General features: G+C 44.1%; 17 protein-coding genes. 10 read left to right on the forward strand and 7 right to left on the reverse strand.

What is annotated here, in order from left to right:
* Positions 1-2 precede the first annotated feature (2 nt).
* Complete coding sequence (locus tag HB364_RS17670; protein WP_167289536.1) at positions 3-698, forward strand: hypothetical protein; 696 nt, start codon at positions 3-5, stop codon at positions 696-698.
* Between the two features lie 4 nt (positions 699-702).
* Here HB364_RS17670 and HB364_RS17675 read toward each other — a convergent pair whose 3' ends face one another.
* A complete protein-coding gene (locus HB364_RS17675) occupies positions 703-1,692 on the reverse strand; it encodes a nucleoside hydrolase (protein WP_167289537.1) in 990 nt (329 codons plus the stop codon).
* Positions 1,693-1,933: 241 nt separating this feature from the next.
* On the opposite strand from HB364_RS17675, the gene HB364_RS17680 reads away from it, so the two are divergent.
* The 6 genes from HB364_RS17680 to HB364_RS17705 all read left to right on the forward strand — a co-directional run bounded on the left by HB364_RS17680 (position 1,934) and on the right by HB364_RS17705 (position 6,298).
* Complete coding sequence (locus tag HB364_RS17680) at positions 1,934-2,704, forward strand: hypothetical protein (protein WP_167289538.1); 771 nt, start codon at positions 1,934-1,936, stop codon at positions 2,702-2,704.
* Positions 2,705-2,816: 112 nt separating this feature from the next.
* Positions 2,817-3,689 (forward strand): hypothetical protein, encoded by an 873-nt coding sequence (locus HB364_RS17685; RefSeq protein ID WP_167289539.1) that lies wholly within the window; start codon positions 2,817-2,819, stop codon positions 3,687-3,689.
* Positions 3,690-3,703: 14 nt separating this feature from the next.
* On the forward strand, positions 3,704-4,405 hold the full coding sequence (locus tag HB364_RS33550; protein WP_317170715.1) for an FKBP-type peptidyl-prolyl cis-trans isomerase: 702 nt from the start codon (positions 3,704-3,706) through the stop codon (positions 4,403-4,405).
* A 401-nt stretch (positions 4,406-4,806) separates the two neighbouring features.
* A complete protein-coding gene (locus tag HB364_RS17695) occupies positions 4,807-5,376 on the forward strand; it encodes a hypothetical protein (protein WP_167289541.1) in 570 nt (189 codons plus the stop codon).
* Positions 5,377-5,547: 171 nt separating this feature from the next.
* A complete protein-coding gene (locus HB364_RS17700; RefSeq protein ID WP_167289542.1) occupies positions 5,548-5,898 on the forward strand; it encodes an MmcQ/YjbR family DNA-binding protein in 351 nt (116 codons plus the stop codon).
* Positions 5,899-5,938: 40 nt separating this feature from the next.
* Positions 5,939-6,298, forward strand: a complete 360-nt coding sequence (locus HB364_RS17705; RefSeq protein ID WP_167289543.1) for a hypothetical protein — start codon at positions 5,939-5,941, stop codon at positions 6,296-6,298.
* Between the two features lie 12 nt (positions 6,299-6,310).
* Here HB364_RS17705 and HB364_RS17710 read toward each other — a convergent pair whose 3' ends face one another.
* Both HB364_RS17710 and HB364_RS17715 read right to left on the reverse strand, forming a co-directional pair.
* Positions 6,311-7,636: a serine hydrolase domain-containing protein gene (locus HB364_RS17710; RefSeq protein WP_167289544.1), complete on the reverse strand. Its 1,326-nt coding sequence runs from the start codon at positions 7,634-7,636 to the stop codon at positions 6,311-6,313.
* A gap of 86 nt (positions 7,637-7,722) precedes the next feature.
* Entirely contained in the window at positions 7,723-8,280 is a 558-nt protein-coding gene (locus HB364_RS17715) for an ABC transporter permease (RefSeq protein ID WP_167289545.1), read from the reverse strand.
* A 402-nt stretch (positions 8,281-8,682) separates the two neighbouring features.
* Between HB364_RS17715 and HB364_RS17720 the strand changes: the two genes are divergently transcribed.
* Both HB364_RS17720 and HB364_RS17725 read left to right on the forward strand, forming a co-directional pair.
* Entirely contained in the window at positions 8,683-10,152 is a 1,470-nt protein-coding gene (locus HB364_RS17720; protein ID WP_167289546.1) for a hypothetical protein, read from the forward strand.
* A gap of 474 nt (positions 10,153-10,626) precedes the next feature.
* The gene (locus HB364_RS17725; protein WP_167289547.1) at positions 10,627-11,058 is read left to right on the forward strand and encodes an SRPBCC family protein; all 432 of its coding nucleotides are present in this window, start codon (positions 10,627-10,629) and stop codon (positions 11,056-11,058) included.
* A gap of 6 nt (positions 11,059-11,064) precedes the next feature.
* On the opposite strand, the gene HB364_RS17730 is transcribed toward HB364_RS17725, so the two are convergent.
* Positions 11,065-12,168, reverse strand: coding sequence for a hypothetical protein (locus HB364_RS17730; RefSeq protein ID WP_167289548.1), 1,104 nt, complete (start codon positions 12,166-12,168; stop codon positions 11,065-11,067).
* A 546-nt stretch (positions 12,169-12,714) separates the two neighbouring features.
* On the opposite strand from HB364_RS17730, the gene HB364_RS17735 reads away from it, so the two are divergent.
* Positions 12,715-14,499, forward strand: coding sequence for a hypothetical protein (locus tag HB364_RS17735; RefSeq protein ID WP_167289549.1), 1,785 nt, complete (start codon positions 12,715-12,717; stop codon positions 14,497-14,499).
* Between the two features lie 159 nt (positions 14,500-14,658).
* Here HB364_RS17735 and HB364_RS17740 read toward each other — a convergent pair whose 3' ends face one another.
* From HB364_RS17740 to HB364_RS17750, 3 genes are read right to left on the reverse strand one after another with little or no spacing between them, the layout of a single operon-like run.
* A complete protein-coding gene (locus tag HB364_RS17740; protein ID WP_167289550.1) occupies positions 14,659-16,284 on the reverse strand; it encodes a polysaccharide lyase family 8 super-sandwich domain-containing protein in 1,626 nt (541 codons plus the stop codon).
* Between the two features lie 10 nt (positions 16,285-16,294).
* Positions 16,295-18,244 carry a heparinase II/III domain-containing protein gene (locus HB364_RS17745; RefSeq protein WP_167289551.1) on the reverse strand — a complete coding sequence of 650 codons (1,950 nt, stop codon included), beginning with the start codon at positions 18,242-18,244 and terminating at the stop codon, positions 16,295-16,297.
* A 44-nt stretch (positions 18,245-18,288) separates the two neighbouring features.
* Positions 18,289-20,184: a heparinase II/III domain-containing protein gene (locus HB364_RS17750; protein WP_167289552.1), complete on the reverse strand. Its 1,896-nt coding sequence runs from the start codon at positions 20,182-20,184 to the stop codon at positions 18,289-18,291.
* Positions 20,185-20,398 lie beyond the last annotated feature (214 nt).

Here is a 20,398-nt window from a genome sequence, read left to right on the forward strand (position 1 = left end):
TTATGAAGCTCCTACTGCTTATAATTACTTTATTGTTTGGACACACCGTATTAGGACAATACCGGATAGACCCAAAGGTTCAACATGAATTCGACAGCCTTTTCAGTCTGCAACCAGAAGACGTTCAGCAAAAGAGATACATCAAAGGCTTTGACGACGGTTTCGCCCTGCTTTTAAGTTTCAAAGAAGACACTTTGAATAGGAAGGAATTCAATCCGCCTATTATTGATACTTCTATAATGATTGTTGCCATTGACCCCGGCACCGGTAAAGAATTGCCCGACCTGCCGGGAGATACAGCGAAATATAATCAATGGCTTTCCTGTAAGGCTACTTTTCTAAAAGACACTTTGGGCATAAGCTCATTTTTTGGACTATTTTCAGGACTTGGCTTTTCTGTAAAAGTTATCGGTGGTAAAGCCTTCGGGGAGTTCTTTGAGTATGTACGCGGAGACAAGATTTATCGTCAAAAGTTGACAGGTACAAAATTATCAGAAATTCAAGTCAGGGCTCGTACAGAAAACGTCGTTTTAAGCAGCATTCCGAAAAGACTGGGCGACGTCTTCTATGGCAAGGCAACATTAGTGACTGAACCTTTCTTTCGTGACGATGATGAGTTTAAGAATGGCTATATTCAAAAGAGATACACTGTTACGTATTTATTTACTTGCAAAGTAACTGACGGCGAACAAAAGTAGCGTGCTAAGCAGGAAATGGCTGATGCATAATAAGCTGGTTAATGATCTCCGTTATCTCAGGTACCGGCATCTTCCTGATAAGATAGAAGTGCCCTTTCCCGGTGGTATCCCAGGCATTACTGCCATCGTTGTTGATGGTGAACCGGCCGGGCTGAAGCGTGTAATAGTTATCCCATCCCCTGATGGCTACCAGTACTGCTGTTTCGTCCCAACTCATGCGGCCATGCCTGTCCTGTTCACTCATAGGGATACATATAGCAAACACCTCTTTTACAGGACTATTTTGAATGTCCTTATTGTGGATCAGTGGTAAGCCTGTCCGTATTTCAACGCCAATTTCAAAACCGCTGAAAATAATGGTGCCCGGCCATTGGGTGAAGACTTTCCCGGAGGCGGTTACATCTTTCTCTACATTGAATTCTTTGCCCGCAGGGAATTTGCCAGCCATGCATACCAATAATTTTACTTTCTTTTTTACGAGGTCCATGCCCGACAGGGGCGAGTATTGATCAGCGGGTGACTGCAGCAGGTTGGCCAGGTTGGTGAGAAACCCTACCGTTACGATCGTTACCGTGCCATCGTGCTGCGCTGCCAGTGTTTTACGATAAAGTGCTACGGCATCCATGGCCTCGTCATTGGACTGTAGGGTATGTGGGTACCTGGCTACGATGACCGAATCCCATTTTTGCCAGGCAGGCATGTTAACCGCATTGCCCTTTGGCACGCCTACCGGAAGCTGAGGCCTGTTGAAATAAGTATTGTATACATTCAATGCCGCAGCCACCTTTGGATGTTTATTGCAGGCAATGGTGGCCAGGATGTTGGCTTCGCCACTGTCGGCCAGGGCATGCAGCAAGGCAATGGCTCCCACATCATCATAATCAGGGCCAAAATCTGTATCGAAAATTATGGGAACGGGATTTTTTTGCTGTGCCTGGCACCAGTTGGCTCCGCAATGGCTAATGAACAATAAGAGCAGGGTTATTATTTTCATATGATTGTGTCCTTTCGCCAATAAATGTACCTTAAAAAGTGAGATGGTAAAAGGCTGCCTCCGATAGCCTGAAGTGCCCCCTGTGGAGGGCCCCATACATGGGCTTACCTTTACTTGCCCTACTATCGCCCCCGGAGTATCTCTACTTTATCTCCGGAGTACACCCTCCATAGGAGCTCTATAGCTGCTCTATAAAAGCTCTATAAGAGCTCTATAGCTTTTAAAGAATTTGGAAGATTTTATGAAGACTTCGTATATTGTTGCGAGAGGGATTCCTGGCAATGGTACCAATATTGTTAATATACAATTATTGTCCATGCTGAAGAAAAGAAAGTTTGATCCCAGGATCCCTCCCTGTCCGGACCCGGATAAGTATACTTTGGTACGTGGTAAGCATCATTATTACTGGCGCAGAAACAGAGGTACCATAAAGCCCGCTGTATTGAATGAGGTAATGTCGCGCAGCGCCGCCATCACTTCCAAAACCAATCGTGCAGCCAAACACATGATGTCGTTGCTGGCAGTGTTCACCCAGCAGATGTCGCTGGGCATGAGCACGACCGAAGTAGGAGGGGCTTTCAAGCGGGCTTACCTGCAAGATGGCAGGATGGATTTCCGGTTTATGCACGAGATCAAATTCCAGGAAGAACATCCCATTCATAAATTGTTTAAGGGGGCTGTTTACCCGAAGATCGAGCGGGGAAGCATCCAGTTGCAGATTGGCGTGGGCGGCCCGAATGTTAAGGCGCCGAGCCGTTATGCGGCGGGTTACCGGTTCACCGCCATCCTGCTGTACGGTGATCCTTCCAAAGATCGTGGCATCAGGATCGAGACGGGGGAGTCTGAGACGTATTCATTCAAGGAAAAGAACCATGTAGACTGTAAGCTCTCGCTGGTATTGCCTGCAAAAAACCGGCCCTGGACGGTGTTGCTGCATATTGGTTGCAAAATGACTGATAGTCTTCCAGCCGGTCCGCGGTATCATGCAATGTGGGTGGTGAAGGCGGGGTAGGGAGGACAACAAAAGAAGGATTGATAAGTGAACATCCTGAACCATATTTAAAATCAAAATGATAATACGCTCATCTAAAAATTTAATGAATACATTTAGTAAGCATTGTTTTTTGATCCTATTAATTGGCATGAGCTCATTGCCTCAAAAAGTATTGTCTCAGGAACTAACTACTTATCGGGCAAGTCAAATGCAATCGGATTTGCATAAGTTTAAACATGCATTGGAGTATGCTCATCCCGGTTTATATACACATAATAGCCCTGCTGAATTCAATGACTTTTTTAATCACCTGCTGGCGCAAACATCAGCGCCGCTTGATGCTGTGCAGTTTCATAACATCGTACTTCAACTGATTGCCTATCTGCATGATGGACATACAAGGGTGTTTCCTGCCAACAAACTCCGGGCCTATATTAATAAGCAAAAACTGCTTCCTTTTCACAGTCTTGTACAAAAACAGCGGATATTCATTACACGTAATGTGATTGGAAAAGACATGGCAGATGGATCGGAAATTATCGCCATTAATGGGGTTTCCTCTGATAAGATAATAGTAACCCTGCAGCGATATTTTGCGGGAGATGGATTATGTGGTAGTTGCCTTGAGTACCGGTTTGGTACTTCTTATAATTCCTTTTATCGGATATTTCCATTGATATTTGGTTTTCACACAGTGTATGAGCTTACCATTAAAGATTACAAGACAAATAAAATTAGCAGCATAGAAGTTCCTGCTGTTTCTGTTGGCGAATTCAGAACCAATGAAAAAGCGAAATACGGAAATAACCTGCACACCGTGAGCATAGAGGAAACGATGGCCGAGCCTGCATTCAAGTTAGATTTCGGCAGCGATAATAGATATGCCCTGATGAAGATAAGCCGGTTCGTTAAAGATGGTTTTGAGGAACCGGCTAATAGCTTCCCGGATATGTACACGGTTGCATTCAGGCAAATAAAAGAGCGAGGAAATTTGTTGAGTTAAAACAGTTTAATCCCATAAAAGAATTTTACTTTAACGGGACTGTTTACGTACTTATTGATGGTGGTACTATTTCTGCAGCAGGTACAGCAGCAGGTTTGCTGAGAGAATATACTAATGCCATCTTTGTGGGGCAAGAAACAGGGGGCTATGCAGGAATAAGTAATGGCATCCGGCAGCTTTCTATTTCCGGAGACAGTACCGATATTAGTATTAATCTCCCACTCATACATGGTGAGTTCGCCATCTCCGAACATTTAAAGAAACGGGGAATTACCCCAGATTACTGGATTGAAAATTCAATTCACGATTTGCTTAATGGAAAGGATGCGATACTGGCCTTTGTGGTAGAGAAAATTAAAAAATATGGTTTCAATGAAAGTCCAAGCGGGCTTAAATACAGGACACTAAGAGAAGGAACCGGGGAGCCTGCAAAAGCTGGGCAAGAAGTTTTAATACATGAAACGATGTCGTATTATAATGATTCTTTGCTATTCGATTCAAGGAAGTTACCTCGTCCAATTAAAGTACTGATTGGGGGTAATCAGGTTATCAAAGGAATAGACGAGGGGCTTGTTGGTATGAAAAAAGGCGAGGTCAAGAAATTAATAATTCCTCCTGCATTAAGCAAAAGACAGGGTGTTCAGACATTCCCACATCCAGACTCCACATTAATTTATGAAATTGAGTTAATGGACATTTTATTAAAAAAATTATAATAAGGACAAGGAGATGATTACAGTAGAACCTGAATGTGAAGATTGGGAAATTTTTCATTTCTCCGCGGAGTCTCCGGCTTGTAACTGTACGTTAAGGAAAATCGACTTGTTACTATTTAATTTACCAGGATGATGATCTTCTGCTGCCGGGACTCTGCGGTTACCATTGATACCATACATCGCAGTGTCCTCGCCGCCCTGCCACGCCCGGCGACGGAGAGACATTGCGGGGAAAAAATATTGGTTGCAAGATGAATGATAGTCTTCCTGCCGGTCCGCGGTATCATGCGATGTGGGTGGTGAAGGCGGGGTAGGGGTTCAAGTATGCATTATTTACACTGTCGTGGTAATTTACTCAAACCAGTGTATATTTAGAAGCTGACTGAATTATTTTGAATACTATGCTTGTACAATTTCATGAGCAGACGGTTGACGATTTTCTCATTCCATCTTTTGCCTTGAAAAAAGGTGAAATTGTAATTGTTCAACTTCCTAACGGGCCATTCTTTCACCCTCTTGAGTTAGCATTGATCGACATAATCACTGGTAAGACTGTTAATGAAAAAGTTGAAATCATATCGCCATTGAGGTATGTTGAGCATGTTAAAGAAAGTTGGTTTAGGTATCATTTCCTGCCAATTACTGTTGGAACCTATCTTGACAAGTATGCCAATAAGGCAAATCCGGTCTATAAAAAGATTTATGATATAAAGTGGATGACGCCTAAAACTAAAGTGCAAGCCTTGGCGGGGAATCCAAGACGACAACTTTCGCTCTACACAACTTTATCGTGGACAAGTGACATAATATTTGACTTAGCCGGTGTTGATCCACAAGGTGGACAAGATATTTATAATTTTGTAAAGACAGTTGTGCAATCAGGTGGTTCTGCTATTCTGTTTGACTATAGCGACGAATTTAAGAATGACTGTACGGCATTTATTCAAGTCCAATATTTAGGAGGAAAATGAGTTTGGAGAATTTGTACCGTATCCGGACAGGCTTAGTGTTTAGAACAAATCATTTAAGATAAGACCTTTAGCAGTGGGTTAGATTTGCCTGCGGGGGTCAGGAAGATAATTGCAAAGTAGCACCTGAATTTGAAGATTGGGAAACTTATCCATACTAAAAAGTAACCTCAAATGGTAACCATTGCAGCTTTCCGGAAACTGGCACTTTCGTTCCCTGAGGCGACGGAAGAAGCGCACTTTGAGAAAACATCCTTCAGGGTGAAGAAGAAGATCTTTGCCACCTACGACGATAAAAACAAAATAGCCTGTATTAAACTGTCGGAAATAGACCAGGATGTGTTTTCATCAGCGGACAGGACAATAATTTACCCTGTTGATAATAAATGGGGCAAACAAGGCTGGACACTCATTGAAATGAAGAAAGTGCATAAGGACTTATTTGCGGATGCGCTGACTACAGCCTATTGCTGCGTGGCGCCTCAAAAATTGGCTGCCCTGGTTAGGAAAAATGAAAACGAATGAGCAACAAAGAACTCAATTCAGTAACTGTCAATATTAACCAATGCGAGCTTTATTCCTTTCTATTTTGATGGTTGTTGTCTTGATGGCCAACGCACAAAAACCTAAAGACGGGACCTATACCTATTCCATAGCTTTTGAGGAATGGCAAGGTAAATCGTTGGGTGCAACATGTACTGTTGTGATAAATGGGGATAGTATAAAGGTTGTTCATGATGGGACAGGTAATTTGACAGGAAAGAAAGGCGACGTACTTAGCCAGGGTATAATCATGAAACATGCAAAGTCTGGTAAATGGATTGTCGGACATTCTTTGAAAGACAAAGAAGCGAAGGAAATTGGCGGATGTTCCGGCGGCCCCACTATTATTGATTTTAAAAGAAAGAAGTTTTGGCTTTGCTAAATGTTCTTGCTTTTACTTACTCCTGGACAAGTAATATACATTATCCGTTTCTTTTATTTGCAGGCCTCCTTTGTGGGGATTGAATTCGAAGAATGTGCCGGTTTTTAAATTCATAAAATAATCAGTGGCTACCGGCTCTACATTCATTGATCTGCCGGCAGCTTCTACTATCAGGGTATTATTCTCTTTTCTGACTACTACTTTAAAGGGGAGATCACCAGAGGTGTATTCACCCAGGTATTGGTCAAGATCACCACCCTGCAGGGCAACAGGCTTTGAAAATGGAATAGTGTAGGCGTCATTAAAACTGATCTTTAATATTCCCTCCAGTATGTCTATCCTTGGGTACAAGATGCCATTGGTGATGTAAGTCACAGCCAGCTTCTGATCAGGATAATATCTTACGGCACTATAAAATTCTTCTATCCTTCCGTTATGCCCGTACCCTTTCGTTCCATCAAAGTCGTACGGGAAGATACCCATCCCATAACCATCTATCATGGTTGTCATCCTGGCAAGATTTGCCTGACTGATGAGTTTGCCGGTAAATAATTGATGTATAAAAGTGATCAAATCTGTTGGCGTGGATACCACCGAGCCAGCCCCCATATGTATACCCAGATTTGTTTCTTTTTCCTTTTTCCATGTGCTGTCGGCGTATTTGTAAGCCGAACTTTCATTCCTGGCAATGTTTATTGGTTTTCCATAGTATGTATTGGCTAATCGAAGCTTTGATATTATCCTTTTCTCCAACGCCACCGCAAAAGGGCGCCGGTCAATTTTCTCAATAATGTAGCTTAACAGCAGATAGTTGGTGTTGCAATAGTCTGCCTTTGTGTCTGGCTCAAAATCTGTTCCTTTACCTGTAATGATCTTCAGCATTTCATCGGCTGTTCTTTGCTTGTCCATCCAGTCTGGGAAATTGGTATCTTTCGTATAGTCATGTAAGCCACTTCTGTGATAAAGCATTTGCTCTATTGTAATTTTACCGGCATTAGGCAACCCAGGGAACCAGGTGGCCAACTTTTCGTCAAGGCTCAATTTTCCTTCCCCGATAAGCTGAAAGATCATGACGGCAGTAAGCATTTTTGAAACTGAACCAATCCTGTATTTGGTATAGATGTCAGGAGCAACTCTTTTACTGCCATCCAGCAAAGAAAAGCCGATGGCTTTTTGGTATTCGATTTTCCCATTGATCGAGATGGCTACACTTCCTGTTGCCAACCCCCGGTTTTGCAGCATATCGAATAGGCTGTCTAATCTTTTTGTATTTAACTTTTGTGCATAAGCAACAGGGAAAAGGAACAGGGCAAGGGAAAGGATTACCAGGGGTTTCATTGGCGGTTTTTGATTGTACAACCTGTGAAATTAGCTGTTGCCTGCTACTTTAGCAAAGAATTTTTCACTCGTATGTGACCTTGCCGCTATTCTGTTCTTATACTTTTGGCCGGATTCATCAACGCGGCTTTGATACTTTGATAGCTCACCATCAACAAGGCTATGCCCAATGCTCCGAGGCCGGCAACAGCGAAGATCCACCAGTCTATTGCTGTACGGTATTCATATTGCTGAAACCATTCATACAGGAAATGGTAAGCGACAGGGGCTGCGATAAAGCAGGAAATAATGATCAACACTATAAATTCTTTCGATAGCAATTGCCATACATTCAATACGGAGGCTCCCAGCACTTTGCGGATCCCTATTTCACGGGTACTTTGTTCAGCCATAAATGCGGAAAGGCCAAATAAACCCAGGCAACTGATAAGAATAGTAAGGGCGGCAAAAGAGCCTGCAAGCATACCTATCCGCACTTCATTACTGAATTTCTTACTGTATTCATGATCTACAAAACGATATTCGAAGGGATTACCGATATTGACAAAAGAAGAAATCCTGTTTTTTGCAAATTGCGGAAAGCGACCCGCAGGTAATTCTTTAGCATGTATTTTAACCGGTTTTAATGATCCCGTCATTTTCATGCTAAGAAAATGCCGGATTATATCTTCTTATTAATCAATAATATGTGTTTTTTTATAGGGTGAAACTGCCCGGTTTTGATACGGTTGACCGTCTGACTCCGTACGGAGGATAATACTCTTCTGCCGCAGGGACGCTGCGGTTACTATCCGGGTTGTTTATTTTTTGTTTTGCTGTAATAGCTGCATGGCTGCGACATGACGTTTTCCCAGCTCCGGCCACGCCGTCCTATGTAGTAGAAACTTTTATAATGCTTCCTGTTATGAGTTGGTAACAAAAGGCGATGGTATAGCTCAGGGCAGAATATATTTTGTACATTGGTTTTCCAACCGACTGCCGTTCAGAACTGAACGTTTCACAAATACACCGCTGAACAAAAAGCCGTCATTGTTGGCAGGATACAAATGAGACAGTTTGTTACCATAATCGTTCTGACATTAGCCCTTAACTGCTTTGGACAATATCCATTAGATAAGTCAAAGATTTCCTGGCATACAGAACAAACTGTTACAAGAATTGAAAAGGTTAACCTGCTAATGAGCAGCGAAGTTTGTGATCAGGGAACGCGACCGCCTCAATGCGATAACTTTTCAGAACTACAAAAAAAGGCGACAACAGATGAACTAGTGGAGTTGACAAACCATCCGAACGGAGTGGTTCGTTGTTATTCATTTTTGGCCTTGTCTTACGATACTGCTGCAAATTTGCTCCCAATAGCCATTAAGCATATCGGCGACACGGCGTTAGTAATAACGCAGCTCCGTGGTATTAGAATAGCGGAGAAAGCCGGAGATTTTTTTATTAACGTTGTTACTCCTCAATACGGTGACTTAAAATCGAAAAAGCTAACCTCTGCTGAATACGACTATTTAGATAGTATGCTTATCTATACGCCGGGCATTTTATATGCAAAGGCAAATGCCATCAGCAGGGCCAGACTGACCGAAGCGTTTTATACAAGGGCAAGAGAACTTGTGTTGAAAGAAAATAACCAGCCAGCATTAGTGATGTTGGCCAAATATAAAAGGATGCAGGACATCCCGATAATCTTAAATAACAAAAGGAATAGCGGACCCCGTAATCAACTTGTTTTCACCTATAAAGCAATTAGTGAATTCCCCCATTCCTCATTTATACCTTTTCTAAGAAAGAACTTATACGAGGCAATGGATACGTTATCCTGGCGTACGGAATGGGAAGAATTATATAAAGCCATCGCAAGCTTCAAAAATGATACTGCACTTCAGTTTTTAAAAGTCCCTTTTACACAAGTAAAACACCAAGTCATCCGGCAATACCATATTGGCCTTGTTTTTGAAGCCATGCAGGCATTCTACACGCCAATTTATGATGAACTTCTTTGGGAAATGTGGGGTAATGAAAAAAGAATAAGCCCTGCGGTTTTTCGCTTGCTTTATCCGAAAAGTCCAGAGAAGGCTTATCAGTTAACTAAAGAAACAATTCAGAACGCGGACGATTTTTATTATATCAACTCTACAACTGATAGTGATGAGGAAGAAACTTTTGTAAATTTATTGGATGTAATGCTTGACACGATTATTGTCAGGGATAAAACTTTGGCTGTTGAACTAATTAATCAAAATATCCGGGTAATTAATGTTCATCAGTTTCCTGCAGTTGTTGGTAAAGCGTTGAAGCTTAAAGATACTTCCTTTGTAGCATCGCTTCTCGCCAGGCTTACAAGGGAAGATTATCCACCCGTTTTCCTAAAAGCAGCAGAAACCCTAATTGCCTTTAACGATCAGCGTATAAACAAGCGAATAGTTGAAGTTTCCAAACGAAATGTAAACCTGCGAATTGGGCGGGGCGGTCAGGATTTTGCCAAATTGTTAGAAGAGAATAATATTAAATAAGGCTATAGGCAGCATTCAGTTTGGCAAAGACGCCGCTTTTTTAATCTTAGACAATGGACAATTCAAACGGTTACGAAGGCATAGCTCCTATTTTTATCAAAAGTCGTGGACAAGACGTCAACGGCATAGATCGGGATTATCGCTGATTGAAGAATTTGAAGATGAAGGTGAGAACCATTATTTCAATGCTGTTAAAACTTAACACTGCCTTTCTTTCCCTCTTCTTTGTTAACTTGTCTTGAATACCAAGATTAAACATGATGTAACAAAATTAGGGTATTTGTAAGCGAAATGTGTAATAAAATTAGGGTTAATTTGTTGTTTACTTGTAACAAAATTAGGGTAGTGTTAGGACTGAAAGTGCTTGCGCAGACAATTCCAAGGTACTTCTATAGGTACGGTAAGCTAACCAACTGATACGACCGGGGACAATTTGCTACTTTTAACAGTGACAGTATTCAAAACAAAAATGGTATGGCGGACCTATTTCATTATTTCCACATCAACGTCCCGCCCGGCAAAGTATTTGAGAGCATCTCAACACCAGGCGGTTTGGACAAATGGTGGAGTAAAAAATCATCAGGGAAGCCTGCACTTGGAGAAATATTTCAATTTCACTTCGGACCTGAATACAACTGGGTAGCAGTGGTGTCAAAATTTATCCCCAATAGAGCGTTTGAATTGACAATGATAGACGCTGACCAGGACTGGGTAGGTAGCACAGTCGGTTTCAGGTTGGCAGACAAAAACAGCACTACTGAAGTCCAGTTTTACCATACGGGCTGGAAAGAAGATAACGAGCATTACAGAATTTCAAACTACTGTTGGGCTATGTATCTGCGATTATTAAAACGGTATCTTGAGTTTGGAGAATTTGTTCCGTATGAGGACAGGCTTAATGTTTAGAATAAATTATAGAATAAGCACTTTAGCTAGCGAAACTATAAATACTATTGATTTAATAAGAATTGCCGTCAACATTCGTGATAATCTTCTGTGCTCATTCTTCACTGGCGGCAATATCCGCAGGGACTTCTCAAATCCATCAGCGGGACTGACCAATGCTACTGAATCCGCCTCCATAGCCAGCTCTGCAGGCGCTTCTCCTTTGGGCGGGCCAACTTCCTCCAAAGCAAACTCTATAGGTGATGCTTTAGCAATATCAACCGCTTCTACTGGCAGTTTGGTAGTTGCTTCTTCCTGGAAGCATTCCACATGTGCAGGCTCATCAACTTCTCCCACTTCCGGCTTTCCAACTTCCCTGCTGTTAGTTTCACCAATCCACTGCATGATACGCAAGGCGCCGCCCCTTACCAGCTTCGGCTTATCATTGACCAATTTATAAAACTCGATTCCCATCAGCCAGAAACAGCCTTGTTCATTGGCTGGCTGGACCACTTGTTCAAGACAGAACGCTTCTCCTGCCTTGCGGCCCATCGCTTGTATACTGCCGGCTTGTTGATCACAGGTGTAAGATCTTTTTTCAAAATCAATCGTCAGCACGCACGATACCAGCCGGTAATGTGTAGCTTCGGCAGGTATCGCTTTCTTCCTGCGCAGCCGGAAGGCAGGGATATTGATCATCACTTTGCCTGCTTCTATGGAATAGGTATTTTCTATATTCAATGGCAGGGCATCGTCCAGTAATAACTTATGGTTAAACTCGAAGCCTGATAATACCGACAGGTCGCCGGCAGCGATCACACGCTCACCCCAATCATGAATGGGATCTGCTTTGAGAGCAGCCAGCATCGGGCCATTCATGCGGCTATTGAGCCGGATATTTTTCACGGAAGGCAGCAGGCTGACCAGTGCACGCCGCATGAGCTGCGAGGCTGCGGTGGCCCGCTTCCACTCAGCCGCATTACGGCGGGTATTAGCCATACTGTCCAGATGTTTTACCTGCCATGCCGTAGGCCCGCCTTTTAACTTCATTTGTTGGCCAAACTCATTTACATAATAGGTCGTGTCACCTGTTGACCCTTTAATCTGGTAAGGTGCTATTATTTTAGCCATAAAAAATGTTTTTATCTAATTTACAACTAAGCTATAGTGTTTTCCAAATCACCATGTCGCATAATGAACCTTATGACGCATTTGTCGCTTTTTTTTCTGCTATTAAGTTGCAAAGGCTATATAAAGTCGCGCTCTAAGGCTTGCTTGTGCGCTCTGCGAGGGCTTGCAGCCTCGCAGTCTTATTTCCGGGCCTCGGGCCCGCTTTACGTAGGTATTCTTAATAGCTCTCCCATAGTAATCCCCTGATAATCCAAAGGATGTCCCCGGGCAGTCCCCTATCAAAAGCAAGGGAGAAGTAAGGCAGTAGTAAGAGAGTAGTAAGGCAATAGTAAGAAAACAGAAGTTAAATGCAGGCAGGACGCGGGTTTATATTGTTTGAGATTGGCAAACCCACTGCCAGAGTGGATTTGGTCGAATGAAGGTCTGAAGAGATATAATGTCCTGTCATCATGTTGAACGCTTGTATAGCAATATACGAAAAATAAGAAAGCGCTTGAAAAATGCTCTCTGTTAGTGCATTTATTTCCCGGAAATTGGTAGTATTCTATGCCATTCTTAAAAAGGTGTTTTAACGGTACCCTAGCTGGAGATATCGTTCTATTTTTAGTAGTATCTTCTAAATTTATCTCTGTGCTGGATCCAAAGGAACAAGCAAAATATTATATTGAAAAGATCAGGTCGCTGGGCAAAACGACTAATCAGACTTTATTAATAGTGTTTATACCGCTCTCGTTCCTATGGCTTACGGAAATTGAAAAGTATTACCAGGTTGCGGATCGGTATATTGAACAGATGACAGCCCGACATACAGCTTTTGAAAAAGAAAACCAGCAGAAAAGACAGATTGATACTATTAAGAGTCTCATTGGGCAACTATATAGGCATATGCCTGATAGTATTAGGTCTTACAAAGCCTCAGATAGAGACTCTGCCCTCCATGTAATCATTAAACCAATACGTGCCCAACAAACAAAGTTTACACAACGGCTTGCCAGTCAAGCGAAGAAAAATGTCACTATTAATGATTCTATAAGGCTTAATCTGGAAAAACTGATCGTGCCTGTTAATATTCCGATCCTGAACGTAAAATTTGAAAGGGTTGGATTGAAGTGGACAGTGCCGCTGGTGATGATTTTCTTTTCAATTATGCTGGTATATGCCTATATGAGAAAGCAAAAGATAATCAACACGTTAAGCAGATTTAAGGAAATATTACATAATGATTACTCAAATGCTTCAGCTAAGCTATATAAAGATTACGACTTTAGCCTGCCTTTCTGGTTTTTTCCGCTGCAAAAAGAACGGACTGTTGATCTGAAAGAAGAGACCCGTCAGCAAACCTTGCAAAAAATAATCGGGCTCGATAGCAGGTCGTTAAGAATATCAAATATGATTGTCTGGATTATTTACATCTTGTTCTTACTGGCTAATTTGCGATTATTGGTTATTAACTGGGACCTGAATTATAAAGTGCTTCACAAAGATTATTCGTTGTCTAATGCCATTGGGATATTGCTTTTTATGGTAGACGTACTCTTTATAATACTTATTTCTAATAAAATCAATGAGCCACATACCGGTCTTGTTGAAAGTAATCAATTGAAAAACAATAACCGGCGGAAGTTTATTGTTACCATGTCTATAGCAACTATTGGTTCATTTCTGGCAGAGCCAATCTATGGCAGATTAGCAAATGGAGAAAAATGGTATCATAATCCGCGTTTCCGACCGAAAACCAAATATTTGCCCCAGGTAAAGAAAGGGATGTATATGACTGTAAAAAATAAAAAAGAAAATACAGGTCCAATTTATTATTTCAATCGGAATGGCAAGAACCCGGTAATGAAAACGCTGAGCGGAGAAGATTGGAAGAAATTTGCCAGTAAATTGAAAATGCTTGGCATAAAGGAGTTATTGAGTCATAATACTCATTTGTTGAGGACGAAGCAACAGGATTTGTTGCAATACGTATTGGAGAGAAAAGAAGATACTGATGGATTTAAATTGTTAATAAGGTATCTGGAAGTTAACCCGGATGTACCTACCGTTGAATTTATTGATCTGTATACAAGGATGAGCACCCGGTTTTCTTTACCCAGTGGGCAGACAATGATAGTTGCTGATAAAAAAATTGCCGAACGGATAGCGGAAATTATTAGCAATAATAACGGCTATCTTAAAGGATATTTAACAGGAAAGGATCTCTTTAAGAATATTGACAAAAACGAATCTGCAAAAGCCGATACGATCAGGCGGATGCTCAAAGAAGAATCTTCCGTTCGGTTAAAAAAATGGCAGGTAAGAAGTAAGGCTACTACTAATGAAAAATGATATGCGTGGGCTGCTTTTAGTTTAAAGTAAAATAGCAATGAACACCAGTGTTCATTGCAGATAGGGGTTCGAATCCCTTCAAGTATGTCCACGCTTTTGTTCGAAAGTTCCCTGGCCGAAATGCTTATTCAATGCTGCAGGCACGTAACCTTCCTGTTTTTACTGCACAACAACCGTACTCCCAGCTTCAGTACCTATAGGTAATTGCACATCTATCGTCCGCTCATTCACCTTCAATTGCAAGGAGTTTAGTTTCTGCGTCGGATCTGTTACTGCGATGGCAGAGACCGTTGCGCCTTTCGCTTTAATCATTACGATGCAGGGTTGTGTGGTGGCAAGGGTTAGCCTGTCATTGATCCGGATAGTCCCTGCTTTATAAAAAACGATGCCTGTTCTCTCCAGGCCCGTATGTTGCACCACTTGCAGGTCGGCCGTATTGGCAAGTATCTTTACAGGCAATTTCCTGCTATAGGCGGCAGCTGAAACTATATCAATGCCGGGCACCACGATCCAGGCGTAACCTGCGTTCTTTGGTTGTACGCCATGGTCCAGCCATAAGGTGAATACATTTTCCCGCACTGTTGTGGTTGTTGCCCAGGCCTGGTGGTTGATCTGCCGCCAGTTACCAGTAGCTTCTCCATTGTTGATATGCATTGTGGCCGGTTGAGGAAAGATATAGGCTACGCTATCATGCAAAACCCACGATACGGCAGGCAATACATGTTTACCTGTTGGCAGGGTGGTTGTTTTATGATTCGTATGTACAGTCACTTGTTTATTCAGCAGGCATTGGTTCAGGGTAGTGAACACCGGCAAAGCAGTATCTGCATGAATGCCTGCACCAAGACATACGATCTCCTGATCAAAGAAGAACCATGCCTTGTGCGCTTTGAGCGGATCATGCACACTGGCAAAATCAAAAGCAGCCACGCCATATTGGCCATCACTCATACCTCCCGAAAAATCAGTCAATCCCTTTTTGGCCAGTTGCCGCCAATGAGGAACGTCCTGCTTTTGTACGATGGTAGCGCCCGGTATCTTTTGCCAGTCCCACACGGGAAAAATGTTGAAGTACTCGTGGCCGGTACGGGATATAAAAAAGGAACCATCCCCGTAGTGATGGTTCCTGATCCCTTCTTCATTGTGCGGCTCTTCCATATTATTGGCACGGGCAGAATGCATGCGCACGGATGCGTAATAGTTAGGCCGCTGGTGGGTATAATAATGCGAATACCAGAAATAGCGGTCGCGTGTGAAGTTGGGTTTGGTTTTGCCAAGCCGTACATCAATCACTTCCTGTAGTTCTTTGGCACGGTGCGCTATCTGCAAGCCTTCCTGGCGCTGCTTCTCCGTAAGACTGCTGTCCATTACCAGGAGGGTATTGATCATCAGGTTAGGCGTACCCATTTCATTCCACCACCAGTTCTCGCACCGGAAGTCATGGGCCAGCCAATAATCAAGGGCGGCCGCAAATGTTCTTTTAACGGCAGGATCCTGGTAATATACCGTGCCTGGTTTTTTATAAGTCCTGGCCAGCGCCAGCATATTTTCCAGGTGGTCTTTGTGCTGGAAGCCGGTACGGGATACATCCTTATAATTGATCCCCGGCCAGGTACCATCGGGCTGAATGGATTGTACCAATTGTTGGATGGCGGTTGTGTTAACAGGCGGGGCCAGGAGGTCACTTACCACACGTTTTTTGATGAGGGCAATATCTTGCGCCTGGCTATACATGAGTGCCAGCAGGAATACAACCAAGGAGAATACGGAATGTTTTTGAAGCATGTGCAGGCATTTATTTAGGCGCAATTGCAAAACTGATCTTATCGTTGGTTGTAGGTTTATTGACAGTGAATTTTATTCTGTAAATATTATCGCCCCACTTGTCCAGGATGCCTTTATCTTCCATCGCTGTTAAAGGGATCTTTTCAATGGCTGCACCCATTTGGTTAGGGTTGTACTTTATGACAAAATCTTTGGCTGTGCCGTCCTGTAATTTGTAATGGATAACCAGCTCGCCGGGTTTTACGAGGGCTGCAGGATAGCAGGTCATCAGGTTTTGCACAATACTATCAGCCCGCGTGAGCGCGATAACATCTTTCACTTCCACATTCCTGCCACGATTTAACCGTATCGTCCGCTGCCAGCTATTAACACCGGCTTTCTCCGGATATGATTTGGCGATGTCGAGTGACAATTCAGCAAATGACTTGTCCTGTTTGTACGTTACGTTGGTGGCTTTGAACCGGGCGCCGGGTGGCTGCGTGGCGCCGTTGATGGTGGGCACATTGTGGTAGTCGGAACAGTTATACCATATATCATAGCGCCGGCTGCTGAATGTTTTCCGGGTATAAGTGCCCCTGCCTACATCAATCAGTACAGGCAGGCCATTGTAATAAACGATATAATTGCCAATATCATTGTGATTATGGCTTTCGTCATTGTGCCCGCCTTTAGCGGCCACGAACAAGCCATCCGTGCTGCCTTCCTTATCCCGCGCAATCATTACCTGTATATCGGGCAACCACACATTGGCCGGCAGGGGCAATCCCTGCGGCGCCTGGCGGTATTCATCCTGCATGAACAGGGCAAAGAGGGTCCTGAAGTAATGGTATCTGCCGGCATTGCCATCCTCCTCCGGCTTACGATAGAAAGCGCCGAACCGCATCATGGCAGTATCCCGGATGTCTTTACCAAAGCGATAGATCATGTTGGCAGCCATGCCGGGCCGGGGATCTGCATCGGCAAAGTTCAGGAAATACTTTTCACCGATCTGCGCCCGGTAAATGAAGCGGGCCATATTCTTTATCTTCTCATCCTTGTAAACATAATTGAAAGCATTGTTAGTGGCCAGGTTCAGCATGGCTATGTTATCATACAGGGAAGCCGCGGCAGCGCCCCAGTAACCTGGCCCTTCATCACAACCTCCATCCTTCGGATAGGGATTTACAAATTCATCTAATACCCATAATATCTTTGCAACCGCATTGGCCCGCTGAACATCATCTTTTTCCAGCAGCAATACGGTATTGAGCCAGTTGGAACAGATCCAGGGATTCCAGTTATTGGGTGGCCTGCCATTGGCATTCTTCGTCATCCAGCCATGTGCTTTGGTCATGAGCGGCTGAAAAATGCGGTAATTGGTTTCATAATAAATGCGTTTCCTGATCTGCGGAGAAACTGCATCCAGTTTATCACCTACAAAATAATCCACCCAGGCAAGGAAAGTGCCTGTCTCTGCACTGAACAGGTCAACAAACGGCGCCGATACATCCATAAGCCCTGAATACTCTTTCCGTTGCGGCAGGTGGGCCGGTACGCCCCACCACGATTCTTCACAGATAGACCATACGCCATTGATAATGGGATCAATGAACCGTCCTTTGTTCTCATATACTTCTGCCAGCAGTAAAGTGCCCAGCACATTTCGTTTTTCATAGCTGATGCTTTGGTATTCATTACGGTCGCCTGTACGTTCTATCAACAATGATTTGGTGGCAGGGATCGAAGGCCAGTTATAATTAATATAACTGTTTGCCTTTTCCAGGATGGCTTTCATCATGGCCGCATCAGCTTTGGCCCAACCGGTGCGGTCACTGGTTTTGGGGAAAGGCGTCCACTGCGCCTGCGGTATCAATACTGTTTTGAGTTCAGGGGCAGTGAATTTGCCACTCAGCAGGTTTTGCTGGGCAATCAGTTTACTGCAAAATATTACCAGCAGCAGGGTTCCTATTGTCTTTTTCATATACAATGAATTGAGTGATCATGGATACAAATACTTATCAGCGATCATTTGTCTTTCTTCCAATGGCTGAGCGGTGTGGCTTTTGCCATTGCCTTGCCGGCCGCTTTACCGGGTTTCAGCGCCACCCGGATGGTTGCTTTGGTATTGGCCGGAAGGGTTACCTCAAAGCCCGTGAGGATGGTGCCCGGGTTGGGGGCGTCATAACTATTGGGCGGATCGGTAGACCATGTTTTCATGGTTATTTCACCGGGTGCTGTTACTTCCAGCTCCAGTTTTTTGCCGTCTTTGGTCAGTTCCGCTTTGTTCTCACCGGTAATGGCTACACTGGCCGGCGTGAGCAATGTCCAGCGGATCGTGGCAGCCTGGTCGGTCGTTTCCACTTCATCCTGTACCAGCACATACGATTGGTCAACGATCGCAATGCCGCGGTTGGCAGCTACCAGTGAACCTTTGTATACGGCCGACATGTCCGTGATGGCATGCATAAAGGAAGGGGCTGCCGAAGAAGCGGTGATCGGGGCATGCCCTTCCACCCGCTGGTGCTGGTTATTAACGGCAAGGGTGTTGTGTACAAGATTGGTAAGGCGGAATACCGTCCAGCGCTGGGCATCCTGTGTTCTGCCAAATAACTTAATGCCTTTGGACTCCAGCGATTCATAGTCCTGCATGCCAAAGTCCATGGCCCAGCGTACGCCATCGGCTTCCATCACAAAGGAACCAATATCCATATGCGCATGGTTAACCGATACCGACCCGCCTTTCATCCCTACAAAGAGGGCGTTGGGATCGGTCCAGGAAGTACGCATCAAAGCAACCGGGTTTTTGCCCCTGCCCATCCACATGCCGGATGCAGGAGCCGGGATGCTACCGATATTGGTGCCGGCGCCCCACAGCATAATGGCCGGCAGCAGGCGGTTGCCGGTATGTGATTTCGGGTCACTGTTCTGTAGCCGGCTTTTTTCTACCCATAGCAGGGAAGGATCTTTTAGTTTGGCGGCAAACCAAAACATGGCAGGTTGCAAGCCTCCGGAGCCACCTGCATCTGAATAATTAAAGGGCCTGCCTGAGGGGCCGGTCATATTTTCCAGGTAACCGGCCGTTCTCAGGAAGCCAGGTTTTTCAGTGAGGCCAAAGTCTTTGCCAAATAACTTTTCGATAGCACTATTAAATAATACGTTGAAGCTGGTGCCATAACCCCAGTAGCCATAACCTTCCGGGTAAGCGCCATCGGGCGCGTAATCGGCCATGGGCAATACAATGGATGTTATAGCGCGGTTAATGATCTGTTTGGCCAGTTGGGGTTGGTCTTCATAAATAGCCATAGCGCCGTAGCTCATGCCTGCATTGCACACCTGGTTCCAGTTGTGTTCTGCTTTCAGCCAGCTATTGTTGCCCGGGTTTAAAGAAGGTTCCAGTCCTTTTTGCAGGATGGCTGCTTTAACAGCAGCACGGGAAGCGGGTGATAGCTGGTCATAGAGCCAGTCGTACCCAATGGCCATAGCCAGGGTCATTTCCGCCACATCCAGGAAATGGGAGGGATTCCAGTCGCTGAAAGCGGCGATGGCCAGCATCTCTTTTTCGGCACGTTGGGAATAAGCGGGCTGTTGGGTGAGGCGCCAGGCATAGGAGAGGAAGAAGATCCTGCGGATGGCCTCACGTGATTTATCCAGCAGGCGTCGGCCTATTTGTATGCGTTCTATGGGGGGCAAGGGCAGTAGTTCGTCCGATGCAGAAAGGATGGCCTGGTGCAGCTTACCCCAGGTGGCATCGGCTGCGATGGTTTGTTGGATGGCACGCTCTTCATCTTTCAGCAGGAGAATGCGTGGGTGCGGAGGCAGGTGGGAGTCTGACGTACCTATATAATCGGTTTGAGGAGCAGCAGGTAGCCCCGAAAGCAGCAACAGGGCCAGCAGACCGGAGTACAGGTAGTTTGTCGGCATATAGCAATCGTTATGATCAAGGAAATTAGACATTCTATCGCATACCGGTCTTGCGTTGTCTGTCTTTATTTTTACTTAAACGTTTCAGTAAATAAATCGCCTGATTCTGAAAACGATACCAGCTTTTTTCATCAAGTTTGAAATAGTTATTTTTTTATGATCTTAAACGATTGCTTATGTTAATACCCTGCCTGAACTCCTGCCGCACCTTATT

Origin of the sequence: Paraflavitalea devenefica, from assembly GCF_011759375.1 — a bacterium.
GTDB classification, from domain to species: domain Bacteria; phylum Bacteroidota; class Bacteroidia; order Chitinophagales; family Chitinophagaceae; genus Paraflavitalea; species Paraflavitalea devenefica.